This window comes from Paenibacillus tengchongensis (assembly GCF_008973665.1).
In the GTDB taxonomy this organism is placed as follows: domain Bacteria; phylum Bacillota; class Bacilli; order Paenibacillales; family Paenibacillaceae; genus Paenibacillus_AQ; species Paenibacillus_AQ tengchongensis.
Window position 1 is genome coordinate 40,396 of record NZ_WACP01000013.1, and the last position, 20,410, is coordinate 60,805.

The following is a 20,410-nucleotide window of genomic DNA, read 5'->3' on the forward strand; positions in this document are numbered from 1 at the left end:
GTATGCCGCTTACGTTCTGTATCGTGGACGATGATGCGATTGCCAGAAGAATGCTGCAGCATATTATCGAGGACAGCGGGCTCGGCGAGGTGGCGGGCACGGCGGAAGGCGGGCAGGACGGCATAAAGCTGGTGCTGGGTGAAGCCCCGGATATCGTGCTGATGGACCTGCTGATGCCCGACCAGGACGGTATCGAGACGATCCTGTCGCTGCAGGCCCAGGGCTGCCGCTCCAAATTCGTAATGATCTCGCAGATCGAGAACAGCGAAATGGTAGGGCGAGCTTACCGCAGCGGCATCGAGTTCTTCATCCGCAAGCCGATCAACAAGATCGAAGTCGAAGCGGTGCTGCACAAGGTCAATGAGCGCTATGCCATTAACCGCTACCTGGAGGAGATCAAGATGAGCCTCGGCAAGCTGGAGGGGCTGCAGCTGGGCGTTCCGCTATTGGAGACGGGTAAGCGGACGGTCAAAGAGATCATTCAGCCGATTCTGATGAATATGGGCATGATTTCGGAGAGCGGCAGCCGGGACATCATCACGATGATGGAGCTGGCCGTCGCCAAGGACCCGCTCGGCGCTCTGCCGCCGCTGAAGGAGCTGTATGAGATGGCAGCCGCCGTCTATAAGCCGGTGCCTGCGGAGGCGGCCAGGGAGGTCAAGGCGATTGAGCAGCGGCTGCGCCGCGCTTTGGGAGCAGGGCTGATGAACCTGGCATCGATCGGCCTGACCGATTACGGAAATCCGAAATTCGAGTACTATGCGCCGCTCTACTTCGACTTCGAGGAGGTACGGCTGAAGATGAAGGAAATCGGGCAGGGCAAGGATACCGGCAAAGTGAAGGTGAACATCAAGAAGTTCCTGCAGGTGCTGCATCTGGAGCTGCAGGAGGGCATGGGCCGCAGGTAACGGGGAGCTTCACTGTGGAGGCCAAGCTCGTGGAGGGTCCGGTGAAATAACCTGACTGCAAGACAGTGACAGTTGACGGTAACCCATATTGACCTGTAACACGAATGGACCACGAACCACCGGTTCCGCTAATACAGCGGGCTGGGGGTTATTTTTTTGCGTGGAAAGCCCGTTGTCGCTGCTGCTTTTATAGAAAGAGCGGCACAGTGCGGCATTCCTCATTTGGGAGAAAGGGACGGGTGCGGTACAATAAAGCTGGAAGCTGTTACTTCATCTTTTATCCGGACAATATGGGGGATTCCTATGATACGAACGCTTGCCGTCACCCATGAGGGCGAGGTGCTGACCGGGCTGCCGCTGGAGAGCATACGCATGGCCGACTACGCCTGGATCTGGGCCGATTTCGCCGAGCCGACGGCGCTGGAGACGCAGCAGCTGGATACCTATTTTCATTTCCACCCGCTGGCGATCGAGGACTGCATGCATGTCCTGCAGCGCCCGAAGCTGGATTATTACGATGATGTCCAATTCTTCGTGCTGCATGCGCTCAATGAGGAGACGCTGCAGGCCGAAGAGGTCGATCTCTTCCTTAGCAAAAGCTTCCTCGTCTCCTACCACCACCAGCACCAGCCGGAGCTGGACGAAGCCTGGGCGAACGTCAGAGAGGAGATCCATAGCCGTCAGGGCTGGTCCGGGGGGCCGGTTGCTGCGGCTTATTCCGTCATGGATAAGCTGGTGGACTACTATTTTCCGAGCTTGTACAACCTGGAGGATGAACTGGCTGATCTGGAGAGTAAAGGCGGCACCGAATCCGTCGAGGATCTGATGAGCCAGGTGTTCAACGTGCGCGGGCGGCTCCTGAAGCTGCGGCGGACGATCGTGCCGATGCGCGACCTGATGTACCGGATTGTCAATTCACAGCATGTGCAGAGCAACAACGAAGAGCGCATCTACTTCGGCGATATTTACGACCATCTGCTGAAGCTGACTGATATGATTGAAGCTGACCGGGAAATGACCGCCGACCTGCGCGACAGCTATATCTCGCTGAATTCGAACCGGATGAATTCAATTATGAAGACGCTGACGGTCATTACCACTGTGTTCATGCCGCTGACGCTGATCGCCGGAATCTACGGGATGAACTTCAATCACATGCCGGAGCTCGGCTGGAAGCATGGTTATCCGGTGGTGCTGCTGCTTATGCTGGCGCTGGGGCTGGGGATGCTGTGGTGGTTCCGCAGGCGCGGGTGGTTTAAATGAAAGAGCGGCAGCCGGTGCCTGAATGTTCCATTAAATTGATTATGGAGGTCTGCCAATGACGGATCGAAGGTACGTTTATCTAAGTGTGGGCTTAATCTTTCTTACTCTTGTAATTAATCTTATTGCCTATTCCTGGCTCCCCGATCAAATAGGCATACATATGTCCGGCGGGCAAATCGATAACTATGTGGGTAAGCTGCTGTTTGTGTTCCTGGTTCCCGGCCTGCAAGCCTTTGTAACGGTCATGACCCTCTGGTCGCAGAAGCCTAGCAAGAATCTGGTGCTCATTCTGGTCAATGTATTCTGTGTGGGGCTGGACATTTGGATGATCAATTATAATTTGAATCTGGTGTGACAAAAGCCGGCCGGACAACCGCCGCTATCTGCGGCGGCGTCCGGCGGAAGGGGAAGGCGCGCGCTTGCGGCGCTTGGCACCATTCTTGCCGCTGCGTTTGGCGTTGTTAGCCGGGCGCTTCTTGCGGCGCCGCGGCTTGTAGAGCGCGGCATCCTCCTCGGCGGCCAGCGCTCCGGACCCGGAGCTGCCCTTGCCTTTGCCGAAGCTGCCCATGACCAGCTTCACCATCGGGGCTACCTGCTGGAAGCTCTGCACCATCTTCTGCACCTTGCCCATGGAGCTCACAATGCCGTCGATGCCGCCCATGCGGTCGATGATGCCTTTGATCTGCTCCATATTCGCCAGGTTGCCGAGATTGCCAAGGCCCCCGAGCAGGCCGCCGGCCTTGGCTCCGGCTTCTGCGGCAGGAACCGCCAGCGCCGTCTCTACGATCTCTGCACCGGCGGCGGGACCGATATTGCCTTCAAGCGGAAGCGGCGCCTGAGCCGGCGGCAGGCTGATGCCGGGATAAGGCGATGAGGAATACGGCCCGGCCAGCGCACGCGAATTCCGGCGGGAATGGTTGTAGTAATGCTCAGGCATGTCATCACATTCCTTTGTTATGGATTTTGCTATACTGTATGTCATGGGCGAACATAAGGTATAGACCATAGCCCGGTATTCCGGGATAGACGCGGAAATGGGCGGGGGCCCGGGAGCGGGGCAAGGAAGTGAAGAAAGCGTGTCCGGGCTTGATTTCGGGAGCTTAAGTGTACTATAGTTATTTCGGTAATCTTGCACTGGCAGAGCCGGACGATTTGCTTAAAGTACATAAGATTTGTGCGTGTGGGGCGGACAATTGTCCGTCATTTTCGTTCTTTACAGCGTGAAATCGTTAATGCTTGAAAAAAGTGCCCCGTTACAATATAGTAGAGGCAGATAGTCGGATTTATGGATTATTTTTATATCGGTTTGTATGAACGTTCACAGGTGAATCAATATACTGACCACACATTTAGGGGATGATCTACGATGCAGCTGAAGAAGCTGAATGATAAGAGTGTCGATCAATTGTTCGAGGCTATTTTAACGTTGAAAAATATGGAAGAATGCTACGTCTTCTTCGACGATCTGTGCACGGTGAATGAGATTCAGTCGCTGTCCCAGCGCCTGGAGGTTGCGCGTATGCTGGGCAAGGGCTCTACATACAATCAGATCGAAGCAGAGACCGGGGCCAGTACGGCGACCATCTCGCGCGTGAAGCGCTGCCTGAATTACGGCAACGACGGCTACAAGATGACGCTGGAACGTCTGGGACGCTAAGCATGCAGCCGGGCGTACTGATAATCAGTCACGGCTCCCGCGACCGCACCTGGGTCTCGATGGTAAATGAGGCCGCAGCGGAGTTGACATTTGCGGAGAAGCTGCCTGTGGCGGTGTCTTTTCTGGAGCTGGTGGAAGGCCGCCTGATACAAGATGGAATTGATGAACTGGAGAGCCAAGGGGTCACAGATATTATTGTGGTCCCCTTGTTTGTTTCTTCGGGCAGTACGCATATCGATGAAATACAATATGCGCTGGGCGTGAAGGCTGCGCCTGAGCTGGAGACGGACCTTGCGCCGTTCACGGTGCAGGCGCGAATCCACTTCGGCAATCCGGTCGATGACGATCCCGACATTGCCGTTATGATCTGGGACAAGCTGCGCGGGCTGTCGCAGGCGCCGGAGCGGGAAGTGATTCTCCTGGTCGGCCACGGCAGCCGGCACGAGGGCTTCCGGCAGCGCTGGGAGCGGGGGATTTCCTCGCTCGCCGAGCGGGTGCGCCTCATCAGCGGCGTTGCTGCCGCAGACTACGGGCTGCTGAACCCGGACAGCGTGCGCAGCCGCACGGAGCATTGGCGGGAGCAGGGCTATGATGTGCTGGTGGCCCCGCTTTTCTTAAGTGAAGGCTATTTCACCAAAGTCGTCGTTCCCAAGCGGCTCGAAGGTCTGGAATATGCCTATTCGGGCCGGACGCTGCTGCCGCATCCGCTGCTGCCGCACTGGATTGAGGAGCAGGTGAATCGTGCTGTTGCCATGTTGCGTGAGCGTTCGTAGTAAGAAGACACTTTAAATACAACCATGATGAAACAGCTTCCGCTTTCCTGCCGCTGAAGAGCAGCCACTCGCCTGAATGAGTTAGGTTGGCCTTGCATAGATATAGAGGTATACCTTTTGGAGACGCTTACGGAAGCCCTTCGGGAACACCGATGAAGAGACTTCTCGGAGATGCCTGTGAAGGATTGGCATATCTGAAGAGACCTTGCGGGGATACCTGTGAAGGCTTGGTAAGTCTGAAGAGACCCTGCGGGGATACCTGTGAAGGGTTGGTAAGTCTGAAGAGACCCTGCGGGGATACCTGTGAAGGGTTGGTAAGATGGTAAGAGTCTCCGACGGGATTCTTGTATGGGATTCGATGAGGACCCTGGAGGGAAACTGAATGAGCCTTTGCCGGAGTTTTCGGCGAAGCCCATAGGGGATCTTGAAGACGACTCACCCGGGAGGTCTGCCGTTTGCTGCTAAATTTGGGCCATGACGGGTATAACATTGCTTGTAGGGTGTCCAATTGGGTATAATCAGTAAAGTTATCTATACTCTAAACAGGTGGCGTTCCGGTAATGAAAACTGCGAGATTGATTTATAATCCCACTTCCGGTCGGGAAGGAATGAAGAAACGGCTTGCCGACATCCTGGAGCGGCTGGATTTAGGCGGCATTGAGGCGTCCTGTCACGCAACAACCGGAGAAGGCGATGCTACGGCAGCTACGATTGAAGCGGTCGAGCGCGGCACGTATGACATGATCATTGCGGCCGGCGGCGACGGTACTTTAAATGAAGTGATTAACGGAATGGCTGAGCGGCCGAATCTGCCTCCCCTGGGCGTGCTGCCGCTGGGGACGACCAATGATTTTGCCCGGGCGATGGGCATTCCGAAGAACTGGGAGGATTCCTGCGATCTCATTCTGCGCCAGGAATCGCGCCTGATTGACCTTGGCAAAGCCAATGACCGTTATTTCATTAATATAGCCGGCGGCGGAAGGCTGACCGAGCTGACATACGAGGTTCCCAGCAGACTGAAGACCATGATGGGACAGCTGGCTTACTACCTGAAAGGCATCGAGAAAATGGCCAGCCTCTCCCCGCAGGAGCTGTACATACGGGCCAACGGCCAGGAAATGATTCACGACGAGTTCATGATGTTCCTGATCGCTAATACCAATTCGGTCGGCGGCTTCGAGAAGCTCGCCCCGGATGCCCGTATCGACGACGGCCTGTTCGACGTCATCGCCGTCAAGAAGTGCAACCTGGCCGAGTTTATCCGCCTGGTTACGCTGGCGCTGCGCGGTGAGCATCTGCAGGATAAGCGCGTTGTCTATTTCCGTACGGATGCCATGGAGGTCACCTCCCCCGGCTACGTGCAGATCAATCTCGACGGCGAACTCGGCGGCACGCTGCCGGGACAGTTTCATATTTTGCCGCAGCATTTACGGATCTTTGCCCAGAATTAAGCTGGCGGGAGGACCCTGGGCGCTGGAAGCAAGGGAGTGCAGGGGTACCTTGGGAGTTGGAAGCAGGGAAGTACAGGTGCCTTGGGAGCTGGAAGCAAGGAAGTACAGATAGAATGGCTCTGGTACCACAATCAGCGCTTGTTCGCCAGTACTATCATGGGTATGGGAAGCAGCTCTTCAGTCTGAGCACCTTTCGGATGGAAAAGGCCTGTTCCGCTGAAATAGAGGCATTTTCTACCTCTAATTTCAGCCCGTAGGCCATTCCGGCAGGATTAGTGGCTTTTTCTACCTCTAATTCAGCAAGATTCAGCCAAATCGGCTATTTCTGTGAAATTAGAGGTCGTTTTTACCTTTATTTTCATGGGGAAAGTGGAGCGTAAGAATTAGAGGTAGTTTTTTTCTCTATTTTGCGCCTGTCTGATGCATGCAGGTTAATGTAGGCAATGATTTAGATAATGAGCCGGAAGACCCTTAGGAAATTTGGGCCCCCGCTTCGATAATAGAGCGATAATCAGGAAAGAAGTGAACATACAGAACATGAGTAAACACCGCAGTGGACGCGGCGGGAACCGCCGGGACGCTAGTGCGCCCGTCGCCGGACTGCCCGTGAATAAGAATGATGAAGTCGTGCTCGATATTATCGGCATGACCCATGAAGGCGAAGGGGTAGGCCGCGCGGACGGCTATACCCTTTTTGTGCAGGGAGCGCTGCCCGGAGAGAAGGTCCGGGCCAAGGTGCTCAAGACCAAGAAGCAGTACGGCTACGCCAAGCTGCTTGAGCTGGTGCAGGCGAGCAGCGACCGCATCGCGCCGCCCTGCCCGATCTATGACCAGTGCGGCGGCTGCCAGCTGCAGCACATGGACTACACCGCGCAGCTCGCCTGGAAGCGGCAGCTGGTGGTGGACAACCTGCAGCGGATCGGGAAGCTGCGGGTGGCCGATGCAGCTGCGGGCAGTCCGGACGAAGTGGACCCTGCCGCAGCCCTGGCTGATGCCCTGCAAGAGGGCATCATCGTCCGGCCGACGCTCGGCATGGACGAGCCTTGGCGCTACCGCAACAAGGCCCAGGTGCCGATCGGCGTTACCGACGGCGGCCTGGTCGGCGGCTTCTACGCCCGCGGCAGTCACCGGATCATCGACATGGAGACCTGTCTGATCCAGCACGAGCATAACGACGCCGTAGTCGCCGCCGTGAAGCGGCTCGGCAGCGAGCTCGGCATCTCTGCCTACAGCGAAGAGACCGGCCGCGGCCTGCTGCGCCATGTCGTCGTCAAGAAGGCCTTCCGCACCGGCCAGATGATGCTGGTGCTGGTCACGAACGGCCGCGATATCCCGCACCTGGACGCCTGGCTCGGCAGCATCCGCGAAGAGCTGCCGCAGGTGGCGAGCATCTGCCAGAACGTCAACACGCGGCAGACCAACGTCATCTTCGGCGACGAGACCAGCACGCTCTGGGGCAGCGACGTGATCTACGATTACATCGGCGATGTGCAGTTCGCCATCTCGGCCCGGTCCTTCTACCAGGTCAACCCGGTTCAGACCGAAGTGCTTTACGGCAAAACCGTCGAATACGCCGGCCTCACCGGCAGCGAGACCGTCATCGACGCCTATTGCGGCATCGGCACGATCTCCCTGTTCTTGGCCCAGCACGCGGATAAAGTGTACGGCGTAGAAATCGTGCCGGAGGCTATCGAGGATGCACGCGCAAATGCCGCTTTGAACGGCATGAAGAACGTGACGTTCGAGGTCGGCGCCTCCGAGGATGTAATCCCGGCTTGGAAAGAGCAGGGCGTCACCCCCGACGTCATCGTCGTCGATCCGCCGCGCAAGGGCTGCGACCCGCTCCTGCTGGAGACGATCCTGGCGATGCAGCCGGAGCGCGTAGTGTATGTATCATGTAATCCTTCTACGCTGGCGCGGGATTTGCGGGTGCTGGAGGATGGCGGGTACACCACCGTCGAGGTGACTCCGGTGGATATGTTCCCGCATACCGTTCACGTAGAGAGTGTGGCTTTGTTGGTGAGAGATGGTACAGAGGGCATAGAATGCAGTGGTGGAGCGGGTTTGGGGAGTGGTGCAGATGAAGTGGAAATGTGAAACAGGAGCAAGAAAATAGTAGAGTTGACTGATTGTTGACGAAATTAATAGATTAATAAGGGAACGCCTGATTCCAGAATCGGGCGTTTTCAATTTTTTGGGACAAATTCGTTCGTTCTATCATTTGTTTGAAACGTGGCCAACGATTTGTTTCCAGAACACTCCAGTGTCTCTAGGGCCACGCAAATTGTTCAACTGGGTCTTGACGTCCTGCTTGTCCCACAGGTATCATTTGGATATAAAAACCAAATACCCCTAGCGATCAAAACTTATAAAGGCGTCCCGAGAGGGAGCCAACAAGTAGGATGAGCGATGGAAAGCTTGGTCAGGACATTTTTATTTATGAAAATGATCCTATTCCTTTCTGTACATTACCGCCCCTACCTGCGTAGCGTGGTGGTTTTTTGGTTTTTAATCCAATTACAGAAAGGGATGCTTGAAATGAAGTTCCTTAAAACCTTGCAAGATGATCCATCTAAAGTAAAACTTCGGCCAAGTGGCGTTACAGCGTTACTTGTGGCTCCTACCGCCTCGGGAAAGACAACAGTGACAGCTCAGTTCGCAACTTATGGCGCAGCCCGGCTTTTGAATCTCACCATTGGCGAGGGTAGCTCTACTATCGTAGACCGTCAATTGGTTTACACTAGTGCTCTAGAACATCACATGATTGTGAGTGTAAAGCCAAAGACCCCATATGTACCTCTTCCGGAGTTTATTGCAAGAATCACCTCTCGATTGGTCGACAAGCTGGCAACCTACCAAAGGAAACTCCGCATGATTGATGTTTCCGAAATTGAATCCGAAGTCGAGGATGACCTAGAACGAGCTTTTAACAACACGATGAATACCCAAGCGGAATATTCCCTTTTGCCGGTGGAAGATCGCCTACAAGTAGTGAGGGAGTTAACCGGTCCCATTGCTGGTTTTCTAAAATCTAAAGGTCTTGAAATATTTAATCATGCAGCGAATAGTCTTGATGTAGATGAAGCGCCCAAGAACTCAATGAAATTACGAGATGCCATTAAAACCAAGCTTCATAGCTTCATCCAATCCGACTTGCAAATTCAGCAGGTGATAGACAAGGTATACACCCGTCTAAATGAATCCTTGGATCATTACTTTCATTCGTTTTTTGATAAAGAAAACAAATCGGCCGACGACTATTATTTCAAGATCATTGACGTGAATACTCCATCGACCCATAAGGAATTTATATTAGCCTTTTTCTCCAATAACAATATCCAAAAGGGCAGCAAGCTTTCCCTTGAAGTTCTCTGTGATGAAATTGTCATTCACCTACCCATGAAGGAAACGATTGTTGAGGCAATTCAAGAGGATAAGGTTCGGCGTCAAACTCGCTCTGTTTATGAGGATTTCAACCAGAATAGTATAAGCCTAACGTTGGTTGATACCCAAGGTCTATTTCATCTTGCGTCTGATGAGCAAATGGAACAGGACCGATTGAGACATATGCTATACAGCACTCGTTATGATGCTTTGATATGCCTGACCCCGATGCATGGTAATCCCAACGGTACCAAGTTCGAGATTCAAATGTCTCAGGAAATGGCCAAATACAAGAAAAATGTCCCTGTATTTTTCCTCTGCAATAAAGTGGATGAGTACGCAGATAAACTTCAGAAAGACAATAGTACGGCCTCCAATGCTCTTGACGACCTTTTTAATGATGATAAGCCGGAAACGAATCAGATCGATATTTTAAAAAGTGTCATCAGTCGGGCTGAAGAACAAACCAAGTCCATTACCCTGGCGCTTAAGGACCGTAAGCAAGGCAATGTTTGTGTTCTTCCGGTCATGTTTAAAGATCCAGTCAACCAACTTGATAGGGATTCACTTGATCCACATTTTGGAGCCCTGGCAGTCGTCAACAATATTGTACAAAAAATTGCGGACAATCTGGCTCAAGCAGCTTCTTTCATTAAATTCACCTATCATAGCAATGTGGGTTGGAGCCAGCGGCCGTTTGAAGTGAATACAAAAATGCTAGTGCAGTGCCTCCGTGATACTTGGTCCAAAGCGGAGACGAATAACCAGGTTAAAAGACCGGCACTTGAGAATATTGAACACAATCAGGGTCGTAATCCACATGGGAACGGGTTTAATGCACTCGTTATTCGTCTGAAAAGAGGTGAGGGATGGGACTCCAACATTCTTGAAGGATACTTTAAAAACCATCATTCTTTTCATGTCAGATTCCCTGCAAATCTGTCGAATATTATTTCCGCCGAACTTATCGCTCAGTTGGCGAATGCAGCGGTCGAATATAATGGAGAAATTGATGGGAAAGATAAATTCATTTCCCACATCATTGAATTCTTTAAAGAGGCCCAATTACAGTTTGTTGCCGACATACTCTACCATCAGATTTTCGCTAATCTTTTGAGCACATATTATTCAAATTATAACGTGTTTCAGGGGTTTCTGAATCAATCTGAACCTCTCTTCCAGCTTACTCCCGAGCAGTTCAGTGTTTATGCTGAATCGTACGACGGTCAGCAACTTCCAAATGGTACAGAATACGTACATAAGCTTGTAACTGCACTTCAGCGGCAGATGGAAAACGCCTTGTCATTAGTATTCAATAGGTTTGTATACGTAGAATAGCGTAGATAAGGTGGAGCGGTGCATACTTACCCGCTCCTTTTCTACAACATTTTTATAAGTGGATCTATTAAACATACTTTGTTAGATCGGTAGTAGCTCCTAAAATAAGTGAGCATGAAATAACGAGACTACGGAACAGTTTAGGAAGTTCACCTTGTGTAGCTACATACTCTCAAACTCTAGGGTATTATGTAACAATTTTCTTGTACTCATATACTAGAGAATAAAGATGGTTTTGGAGGGATGCACTCATAAGGGATGTTGTGAAACGAATCGACAATCTGGTGAAAATAATACTCGATTAACTCCAGTAATGGGATAGTGACTTTACTGTCCTCTTATGTTATTTTTGGCTACTTTGAATATATAAGGAATTGGTGAAATATTGGTTATCTCATATGTAGGCGGACCTTTTTCTATTTCTCAGTATGGTTAGATACGAGAAATGAAAATATAACCTGTTTTGAAAGGAAGGATATGATTGATAAGACTACTTGGTGTCATTAATAGTGATAAGGTAAATAAACAAAATGTTAAGTTTACTGTGAGTTCATTAGAATCAGCTTATAGAGATACGTGGAATACAGGGGTACCATCATTTCTTAATCACGACCACGAGAAGCCTATTGCTTGGTCAACAATAGCTGCCTTACATTTTGAACCTGGCATGGTTAGAACTGCAAATCTTACTTATGTACCTGAAAAAACTGAAGAAGTAGAAATTATAAATACGAAAATTAAAGAGTATTATCATGATAAGGTTTCGAACTTTATCTCCCCATACCGAGATAAACTTCTTAATAGAGTAAAAACAGCAGTTACGGAAAACTATAAATTTAATGCGACTGAATCCGCGTCTATTATAGACAAAGATTTAGCATTAAGAATTTTTCCGGAAATTTTTGAAACTGATGACAAAAACGGTTTGATAGACGTTTCCAAGCTAAATCCAATAGCTCCCGGGATCTTTGAGCATGATGGGTTACTGCTATATGCTAGTCCATTATTTAGAAGATCATTTTCACGATTAAACACGTTAAACACCCCATTTTTAAGACGTTTTTTTGAGTTAAGCATAAAACCAGGTTTAATCACTAGGCTTGCCCTTGATAAAGATATGTTAGGACTTCCGGAATCGTTACACGAGGTATTTGAATTTCAATATTGGTGGGGGCCAAAGTTTACTGATAAACTTGAGGATATACCATATGGTGTCACTTGTCATAAGAGCGAAGAAAAACATGAATTTTTTACTGATATTGATAGGACTGAATTTTGGTGGCATAGTCAAGATGGAAAACAAACATTTGAATGTGAGGAAGTTATCCAACGTCCAAGTTTGGGAATTAGTGATTCTGCTTATGGTTGTAGGTATGTTCATAGTATGATAGATCCATCTTCAAACGAACCATTTCACTTAGATGGGGCTATAAGGCTTTACACGGAGGAAAAAATTTTAAATCGTTGGGATGTTGATATAAGTAATTCTGGCAAAGATACTGATTATAATAAGATTTGGCGACTTGATGGTAACATCAATGTTTCTGAATGGAAAGAACTTATTTCTCATTATTACAGAGATAATATGTTAGTTGGAGAATACTTGGGTGGTATTGATGATAAGAAAGATTTTAAGCCAGAACTACTTGAACCCGAGTCGGACAAAGTTCCTATATCTGAGTATGTTCCATGTCATATGGAAAAAGGTGAGGGTGTACGCATTTCTTTATCTTATAAAACCAAAGATAAGGTTGAGCAAACTGGAAGAAAGATTAGAGCAACCAACTCTATCTTTATTAAAGGAGTTGAAAGTCGTTATATTGAAGCCGATACTCTGGAAATAGTTAAAAACCTTAAAAAACGTGGAGAATCCATAGAAATGCCCCGATCCGGAATTGAATTATTATATTTTGAAGATATGATTACAAACTTTCCTCTTATACTTCATAGAGGTGTCAATGCTGTTGAATCAGCAAATGTGACGTTAGAAGTTATCCGTGAAATTTGCGAATCTTGGAGTCGTAGAAATCATGATCGTGCCATTACTTTCAATATTGGAATCACTTATGATACAAAAAATGCAATATTCTCTTTTGCCGGGCATATAGAAGATATACTACAGTGGTTGGCTTTTCAGGGTAGTAAATTCCCAACAGCGGAAACAAATTGTGCTGATTGGTGTGAAACAGCAGCGACATTCTTAAGTGGAAGCTTTCCAGAAGCGAATGATAAGCCCCGTCTTGGTGAAATGTTAAAATATACAGGTTTACTTTATTTTGAACGAAAATTCCTTGATCATAATGATTTCAGACTTTATTTTGATGAAAAAAATAAAGCGGTGATGGTAGAACTCAAGTTGTTGTTATCACAAAAAGATATTGTTGAAGAAATTGAAAAAGGGAGACTGCAGGTAGCGCCAGTGTATTCTGCGGATTCTACTTGTAGTAAATGTAACGAGAATTATAAGACTTGTGCTTGTTCAAAGACAACGGAAGAAGATGTAATTCAAAATATGGAGAATATACATGGCAAGGGTATATTTTGGACAAAAAGAAAAGCCTAAATCATATAATTGTTATTAAAACACAAATGCTCCATGACATATTGATGTCAGGAGCATTCGTTTTAGAGAAAATGAACAGCAATTATAATCAGAGGGGGCAGCTTACATGCAAATGCCTAATTTCATCCGAAGTAATATAATAAATGCACTTCAAAGAATAGAACTGATGGCCCCAATTGATTTAAACTCACCTACAAAGTTTGAGTTGCTTTATCAAGGGAAGCGTTATCCTCCAAAGGAAGTACTACGTTATGCTAATTTAGATCTAAATGGTAGGTTTCTAGAAGGTCACGGTGGTGGTGATGAAACAAATGATGTATTAATTAAATTAGGCTTTACGGTTGTTTTGTTAGGGACCAATACCGCTATCGGGCTTAGATATACAGCAAAAAAAAGAAAAGGTATCATTGACGAATATGAATTATTTGACTTAAATCAGACGTTCATGGAGGATGTTAACGAGGAGACCTTAAGTCATACAGACAGAGAGATGCTAACGAAAGCGCGTATTGGGCAATCAGTATTTAAAAAAGGCTTGTTAAAACAAAATTCTAGCTGTGCATTCTGTGGCGTTACGTTTGAGGCGTTTTTAATAGCAAGTCATATTAAACCTTGGAAGGATTCAACCGACCATGAACGGTTAGATCTATATAATGGTTTACTGCTATGTCCAAATCATGATGCAATGTTTGATAAAGGTTATATTACATTCATGGATAACGGTTCATTGCTTATTTCAAAACTACTTGATGAATCAACAAGAGTTTTAATGAACCTTCATGAAGATATGAAAATAAGAATAAATGATCAACAGTCTCAGTATATGACTTGGCATCGTGAATATTGTTTCAAAGACAATGTTTAAGTTTAAGAGCAATCTCTTGGTATCTAGGGTATTTGCATACCTTCTTATTTTGTTATCTTGCTATTTGCTTTTTTGAAGAAACTTTTAATCTAAACATAAAATACTATCCCCATTTCTTATTGCTGCAATTTGTAAGTTAAAAAATAAGGAATCTAGACCCCAATATTGGTGGATAAACGTTTGAAACTGAAATTTTGTTTAAGTCCGATGAGTTATTTTTTAAATATGAAGATGAAGATGAAGATGCAGAAGTAGAGATTTGGGGACTTGAAATAGCTCATTTTAATAATATCGACGATTTACAAAATGAGGTTATCTCCGGACTATTCGGAGAGAATGTCATCCCGAATACAGCCAAAATCCGTATTTCGAATTCATATTTCAAGAAAGCGTGGGAACAGATGCCGGTGAGTGGCCCGGGGGCGCTTCGGGAAAAACTCATCGCGCCCTCGTACTTGTTCACGATCCTTTCGGACCCCCTGAGCGCTGCAGAGGTATCTTCATGAAATTGCCTTTCGAAGTTATTTGGTAGCGAATCTGAGCGAACGCCGGTTTTATCATAATAAAATCGCTTGCGGTTGGCTTCATATACCGTTTAGGGCGACTATGTGGTTACCAACTACGCAGACACCCGGATGCACAAGCGCTATTTCGAGACGGACTGGATAAAGATTTCGGTATCTAGCCCGGACGAACTGTATGTTCTGAACTCGTCGTCTTATCTGATTACACTACTGTCCCATGAACAAATCGGGGGCGTAATAGAAGAGCCTTCTTTGAGATAGTCGAAGGGCCCTTAAGCATACTCGAAGTGATACAGCGGAAACGGCGACTGGCGAAGGATGAAGAGAAGGAATTCGGTTAGGTAAAATCCTGCAAGAAAACGAGCTATCGAGACATCCTTCTATGCTTCATATAGGGACGTCGTAGGAAATACGAGCAGATATGCTGAGTGCCCCCCATAATATGGTGCGGTATAATAGTACCAACGAGAGGGGGCGATTGAAATGAGCAAAGGTCGAAGAGGAAGTTGCGAAGGATATTCCCAGAAAGGGGATGCTTGGCTGCATCCCGTGGTCGAAGAGGAATCGATCTTTACTTCGAAGGCGCAAAAGATTCTTGACTTGATCGTATCCCAGCAAGTTTGTCCGAATCTCGGCAACTTTTACGCTGAGTCGAATGTAAAACGCCTTAATCTTATGCACTACTTTAACTTGCTGTTTTGGAACAAACCGGAGGTTCTCTTAATAGGTGAGGCCCCCGGTAAAGACGGCTGCGCGATTACAGGCATCCCCTTTACTTCGGAACGGGTTATTCGTCAAGGCGGGCTGAAAAAGCATTTTCCAACAGCTCAATTTATATTGGATGGAAATCAGTGGGAACGTTCAGCTCATTTCTTTTGGGAATGCGTTGCAGGATTGCATCGCCCAGTGGTCGCCTGGAATGTCGTTCCTTTGCACCCGTTAAATGATAACGGTGACAATCGAACTCCAGAGCAAGACGAAATCGAGTGGGGCATGACGCTCCTGCCGTTAGTCATTGATTTATTCCCTGGAATCAAGGTCGTAAGCGTCGGGAAGAATGCAAAATCCGCCTGCCGGAAACTCAAGATCAACACGATCGGTCATCTCAACCATCCGCGTCGGGCCGACCTCTTCCAAAAGCAATTCGGCGACCTATTTCCGATAGAATAGTAAAGCATGGATATTCACGCGATATTAGAACAACTCCGAATCGATCGCCCTGTATTCCCAAACGAGGCAGACTTCCAACATGCCCTCGCCTGGCAGATCCCCATGTCACATCCCGATGCAAAAATTCTTTTCGAAGTAAAACCTCCGGAAAGTCTTCTGAATATAGTTGTTAAACTTGAGGAGCGGTATAACCGCCATAGAATTGAAGTACCTAAAGCGAAAACTCAAAGTGGAGGTCGTCGGAGAGCTGTTCTCCCTCTCCGACGATAGTGTCTATGATCAGGGCCGTTACGATGTGCTTAGGGACATATATCGACTCGATGGAGTATTGAGCGCGGGTTTCGTTGATGAGGGACTCTCTATAAGCCTTACGAGCTTAACTATGGGAACCCGTCAACACGAGCAAAACTAACGATCTTCGAAGCGTTTCAGCTCGCGGAAGGTCGAAAGATAACTGGTAACTTCGCTTTCGGGGAAGATGCTTCACCCTGGATTTATCTGAGGGCATACGAAGTCTATATAACTCCTTAGACGGTGCATGTTGAGTGTGTAGTGTCCACATATAGAAAGGATGTTTTAGAAAGGGATGCTTAGGCATCCCTTTCCTTAAAAAGATATATTATTACTAAATCCTAAAGTTGTAGGTAATGAGTACCTTTCCATCATCCCTTACATCGATGCGCTTAACTAGCATGAGAAGAAGTTCTCGGTCAAGTGTTTCCAGGGAAATAAGCTTAACAATGTCTGAGAGAAGGGGTTGTTTGCCTTCACTGTCTTTATTGTCCCTGTTTATGTGCAGTAATTTTTCTTCAGTTAGAGTTTTTTCCTTGTTTAATGGTTCTAATATTTCATGGTAGTGCTCTGTTGAGATTTGCTCGTCCAGCCATTTGTTTGTTGCTGTTTGCATCCGTTTTTTAATTACATCGATATTTTGTTGGAGAGCTGCGACCTCCTTTGATAATTTTCTTTCTCTTGTCCGTGACTTCTTTTGCAATTCACTGACAAGAGAAGCTTTGTTGACATGCTCGTTCATAAGTTGGTGGATATCAGCTTGAATTAGATTTAACAAAGTCACTTCATGTATGGAGTGGCGTTTACAGTAATCTTTGCCACGCAACTTGGATTTGCCACACATGTAATGCGTTTTGCCGTAGGAACGTTTTACACAATGCATGCCTGCTCCGCAATCAGCGCAAAACAATAAGTGTGTAAATAAGTTTGGTAGGCCGGAAACCTTATTGTGTGATCTACGTTGAATCAGTGACTGGGTCATCTGAAACTGTTCTCTAGAGATTATAGCAGGATGATTATCTGGTATGACTATTTGCTCTGAAGGGGCCTTAGTCTTCCGTTGGCTGCTTCCTAAAGTGACAGCTTGCTCCTTTTGTGCTACTAGATCACCTGTATATACCGGATTAGTTAAAATGTAATCGATACTGCTTTGGCACCAATACATACTCCCGTTGTTTCTCCCTTGAATTTGTGCTGGAGTGGGAATCCCTTCTTCATTTAATTGGTTGGCAATAGCTTGCATTCCTAATATACCTTCTTGATATGTCGAGAAAATACGCCGGACGATTTCTGGGGTATCGTTTGTGGCAGGAATGAGTTTTTTATTTTTCTTCTCGTAACCATAAGGCGGGAATGATCCAGTAAATTCGCCCCGTGATGCCCGCGCTCTTTCTGCCAAACGAATATAATCTGATGTAGTTTGGCTAAACATTTGGTGTATCATGGAGAACATAGCTAATCTAGTCTGCCAATCACTTTGTTGGGTATCGATTTGCTCGGAAATTGCAACAAAGCGGATTCCCTTATTTACTAGTTCGGGAATAATGGTGTTGAGTTCGCCAATACTACGTCCAAAGCGACTAAGTGATTTAACGAGAATTACTTCAAACTTCTTATCCTTTGCATCTTTGACTAAACGGGTGAATTCTTTTCTTTTCTTGAAGCTGGATTGTCTCTCGCTGTAGGTATCAAAGAGCAACCAATTATTTTTTTTAATGTAGTCTACTAATCCCTCCTCTTGATTGATAAGTGAAGAATCCTGTTCTTCAAAAGTAGTTGAGACTCTTATATAAGTGGCTACCTTCATTGTTGTTCCCCCATCATAGGGGGTGCCTAAACCGTAATTGCCAAGCACATTATATCTCATACTCGGCCACCTGCTACTTGTTTTTTTAGCCACTCTAATAGAACACTTTGAAGGGGCTTTTCTCCCTCAAATGACCTATCCATTATTTCTGTTTTTTTACTCTCGTTTGCTTTCAAAGCGTATTCCTCCCGAAATTGGATTAGGGAACATTAAAAACCCTAATCACAATGGCGCAGGTGCGGCTCACACTGTCGGAATGAAAAGCTGTAGACAACAAATCGCTTTGGAAATTCGACTTATTTATTTTTGTTAACCATCAATTAATAGTTGATGGAAAATAAATATCGAATTTTTTCCTTGATAAATTTGTATTTCGTTGAAAAATATGAAAGTTGAAGGTTGTGAGTGATGAACTTGGGTTTGATTTATCTGAATAGTTGGAAAAATCATTGGAGACGAGAATTTTAAGGGAATTATTACCGCGATGCGGGACATTTTTTTTTTAGTTACTGAGTGATTTTTAGAGTGGGATAATGATAGAAGGAAGAACCGAAGATAAAGTTGATGCTATATTGGATAATGAAATGAATGATGTTTAAAGACAAGAATGATGCTAAGCATAAGTTATTAATCATCTTCTCAGCCTTTGCAGCAGCACAAAAGAAGGAAGTAAAAGGGGAGTAGTGGTAACGGTATTTCTCAGAATCATTCCGCCGACCGAACAACCACCACCCACCCACCCACCCACCCACCCACCCACCCACCCACCCACCAATTTGCCGACCGACTGACGTCATAACATCTTGTTGAGAAAGTTCTTACAGATCAATGTATTATCAGTCAAGAAAAAGTGTAATTTTGATATGCATAAGTGTTACTCATTGATAGAAATATCCTTACATGTGGAAGGCTGCAGTAAAAACAGCACCTTTATACGATGCTGGTAATCTCTTTGTGGAGGAATGAACATAGAAGGGGAACTTTCTTTAAAAACACGGAGGTACGCAAGGTTGTTTATTAAGTAGTCGGTGTAACTAAGGCAAAGTGACCGAGCAGGGTTTGACTATTCAGCATAGTCATCTAACAGTTGCGGATGAATTTTCTAAGAACAATAAGTTTCAATTCTTGATTTCAGAGGGATTTAGTTACTTACAGTCTTTGCTTTTGACTTCAGTCCCAGTTGCTACAAGAAACTGGTATGTAGAGAGTGAAGTTTAGCATGTTAACCTGTTTATTTGTATAGGGGTATTTCGAAAAGGTTTTTCAGTTAGAAGCATCTGGAAACCGATTATAACGGTTCAGGACTATTTTATAACTAAGGCAGACAATTTTATAAAGGTCTAAGAGGGTGCTTTATAAAACTCTAGATAATTTTATAAAACAACCATGTTTATTTATAAAAGTCTGCACCTAGTTACAACGGTTCAGGACTATTTTATAACTGAGTCAGACAAATTTATAAAAGTCTAAGACGCTGTTTTATAAAATGCTAGACAATTTTATAAAACAACCATCTTTATTATAAAATCCTACACCTAGTTACAACGGTTCGGGACTATTTTATAACTTTGCCAGACATATTTAGAAATGTTACGCGTGTGTTTTATAAAAAGTCTGCGCAGCAACTACAATAGTTTAGTGCTATTTTTGATTTTATAAATTGCCCATAGAAGTCTCGTATTTGTGATTTCGTATTCTTTAGATTGAGAAGGTATTAATAAGGGGTAAAGGGAAGGCTACATCTTGAAATGGCTTCAAAGGTGACATTGAGCAATAAATTTATAGTGAGGATCTATGGGGTAAGATTCTTATCTTGTATCTTAATTAGAACATTACATGAAAATTAATGTCCTCCTAGCTGTTTGATTCAGTATATGAATAAGGAGTTGCGTTCAATGTATTTGAGTATGTCTACACTGATTCAAACTTTTAATCCCTACTGCAAAGGTACAAGCTACAAATGAATTTCCTGCCTAAACTCAAGATGTAAAAAATGTATGTTCTAACTCTCCTAAAACTTACTGTAGAGAAACAGAGCATCTAACTTCACATGGATTATTATGGATGTTAATTTCTGTAATACAAAGTAAGCATACAAAGTTACGGGCGAATACAAACTTAACTTTTGCCTTTAACTTTGATATTTCGGCTTTTTTGGCTGTAAAATCCGGTTTTTTGCAAAGTTATCCTTCTGGGTTATAAAGTTCCTTCGGGTTTCCTCTTCCTTTGAAAGCGGCGGGTTACTCTATTGATTTACCGAGTCCTGTCAGTCTGCGGACAATGGTAAACCAAAAGGGTTATTGGAGTACAAATAGCAATTGCAATTTGTTATTGGACTAACCGAAAGCTTTCAAGGTCAAATACCACTTTTCTTTGAAAATGGGACTAGGGGTTTCTGAGTTAGTATTGCACGTAT

Annotated in this window: 14 protein-coding genes; 12 read left to right on the plus strand and 2 right to left on the minus strand. The window is 46.1% G+C overall.

From position 1 onward, the window contains the following. Positions 1–2: 2 nt before the first annotated feature. The 3 genes from F1381_RS20490 to F1381_RS20500 all read left to right on the plus strand — a co-directional run bounded on the left by F1381_RS20490 (position 3) and on the right by F1381_RS20500 (position 2,526). The gene (locus F1381_RS20490; RefSeq protein WP_151736711.1) at positions 3–908 is read left to right on the plus strand and encodes a response regulator; all 906 of its coding nucleotides are present in this window, start codon (positions 3–5) and stop codon (positions 906–908) included. 303 nt (positions 909–1,211) lie between these two features. Then, on the plus strand, positions 1,212–2,171 hold the full coding sequence (gene corA / locus F1381_RS20495) for a magnesium/cobalt transporter CorA (RefSeq protein ID WP_151736712.1): 960 nt from the start codon (positions 1,212–1,214) through the stop codon (positions 2,169–2,171). Positions 2,172–2,226: 55 nt separating this feature from the next. Continuing rightward, positions 2,227–2,526 (plus strand): DUF1648 domain-containing protein, encoded by a 300-nt coding sequence (locus F1381_RS20500; RefSeq protein WP_151736713.1) that lies wholly within the window; start codon positions 2,227–2,229, stop codon positions 2,524–2,526. 24 nt (positions 2,527–2,550) lie between these two features. On the opposite strand, the gene F1381_RS20505 is transcribed toward F1381_RS20500, so the two are convergent. After that, positions 2,551–3,108 (minus strand): tyrosine protein kinase, encoded by a 558-nt coding sequence (locus tag F1381_RS20505; protein WP_151736714.1) that lies wholly within the window; start codon positions 3,106–3,108, stop codon positions 2,551–2,553. 429 nt (positions 3,109–3,537) lie between these two features. Here F1381_RS20505 and F1381_RS20510 point away from each other — a divergent pair, with 429 nt between their 5' ends. From F1381_RS20510 to F1381_RS20550, 9 genes are all read left to right on the plus strand, one after another. Further along, a complete protein-coding gene (locus F1381_RS20510; RefSeq protein ID WP_150274809.1) occupies positions 3,538–3,828 on the plus strand; it encodes a YerC/YecD family TrpR-related protein in 291 nt (96 codons plus the stop codon). A 2-nt stretch (positions 3,829–3,830) separates the two neighbouring features. Continuing rightward, entirely contained in the window at positions 3,831–4,601 is a 771-nt protein-coding gene (locus F1381_RS20515) for a sirohydrochlorin chelatase (protein WP_151736715.1), read from the plus strand. A gap of 560 nt (positions 4,602–5,161) precedes the next feature. After that, positions 5,162–6,052 carry a diacylglycerol kinase gene (locus F1381_RS20520; RefSeq protein WP_150274813.1) on the plus strand — a complete coding sequence of 297 codons (891 nt, stop codon included), beginning with the start codon at positions 5,162–5,164 and terminating at the stop codon, positions 6,050–6,052. A 537-nt stretch (positions 6,053–6,589) separates the two neighbouring features. Next, positions 6,590–8,149, plus strand: coding sequence for a 23S rRNA (uracil(1939)-C(5))-methyltransferase RlmD (gene rlmD / locus F1381_RS20525; RefSeq protein ID WP_151736716.1), 1,560 nt, complete (start codon positions 6,590–6,592; stop codon positions 8,147–8,149). Positions 8,150–8,461: 312 nt separating this feature from the next. Continuing rightward, positions 8,462–10,774, plus strand: coding sequence for a hypothetical protein (locus F1381_RS20530; RefSeq protein ID WP_151736717.1), 2,313 nt, complete (start codon positions 8,462–8,464; stop codon positions 10,772–10,774). A 481-nt stretch (positions 10,775–11,255) separates the two neighbouring features. Then, the gene (locus tag F1381_RS20535) at positions 11,256–13,337 is read left to right on the plus strand and encodes a hypothetical protein (RefSeq protein ID WP_151736718.1); all 2,082 of its coding nucleotides are present in this window, start codon (positions 11,256–11,258) and stop codon (positions 13,335–13,337) included. 106 nt (positions 13,338–13,443) lie between these two features. Further along, positions 13,444–14,202, plus strand: coding sequence for an HNH endonuclease (locus tag F1381_RS20540; protein WP_151736719.1), 759 nt, complete (start codon positions 13,444–13,446; stop codon positions 14,200–14,202). A 194-nt stretch (positions 14,203–14,396) separates the two neighbouring features. After that, positions 14,397–14,708: a hypothetical protein gene (locus F1381_RS20545; RefSeq protein WP_151736720.1), complete on the plus strand. Its 312-nt coding sequence runs from the start codon at positions 14,397–14,399 to the stop codon at positions 14,706–14,708. 501 nt (positions 14,709–15,209) lie between these two features. After that, complete coding sequence (locus F1381_RS20550; protein WP_151736721.1) at positions 15,210–15,896, plus strand: uracil-DNA glycosylase; 687 nt, start codon at positions 15,210–15,212, stop codon at positions 15,894–15,896. A gap of 625 nt (positions 15,897–16,521) precedes the next feature. On the opposite strand, the gene F1381_RS20555 is transcribed toward F1381_RS20550, so the two are convergent. Further along, positions 16,522–18,054: a recombinase family protein gene (locus tag F1381_RS20555; protein ID WP_151736722.1), complete on the minus strand. Its 1,533-nt coding sequence runs from the start codon at positions 18,052–18,054 to the stop codon at positions 16,522–16,524. Positions 18,055–20,410: the final 2,356 nt, after the last annotated feature.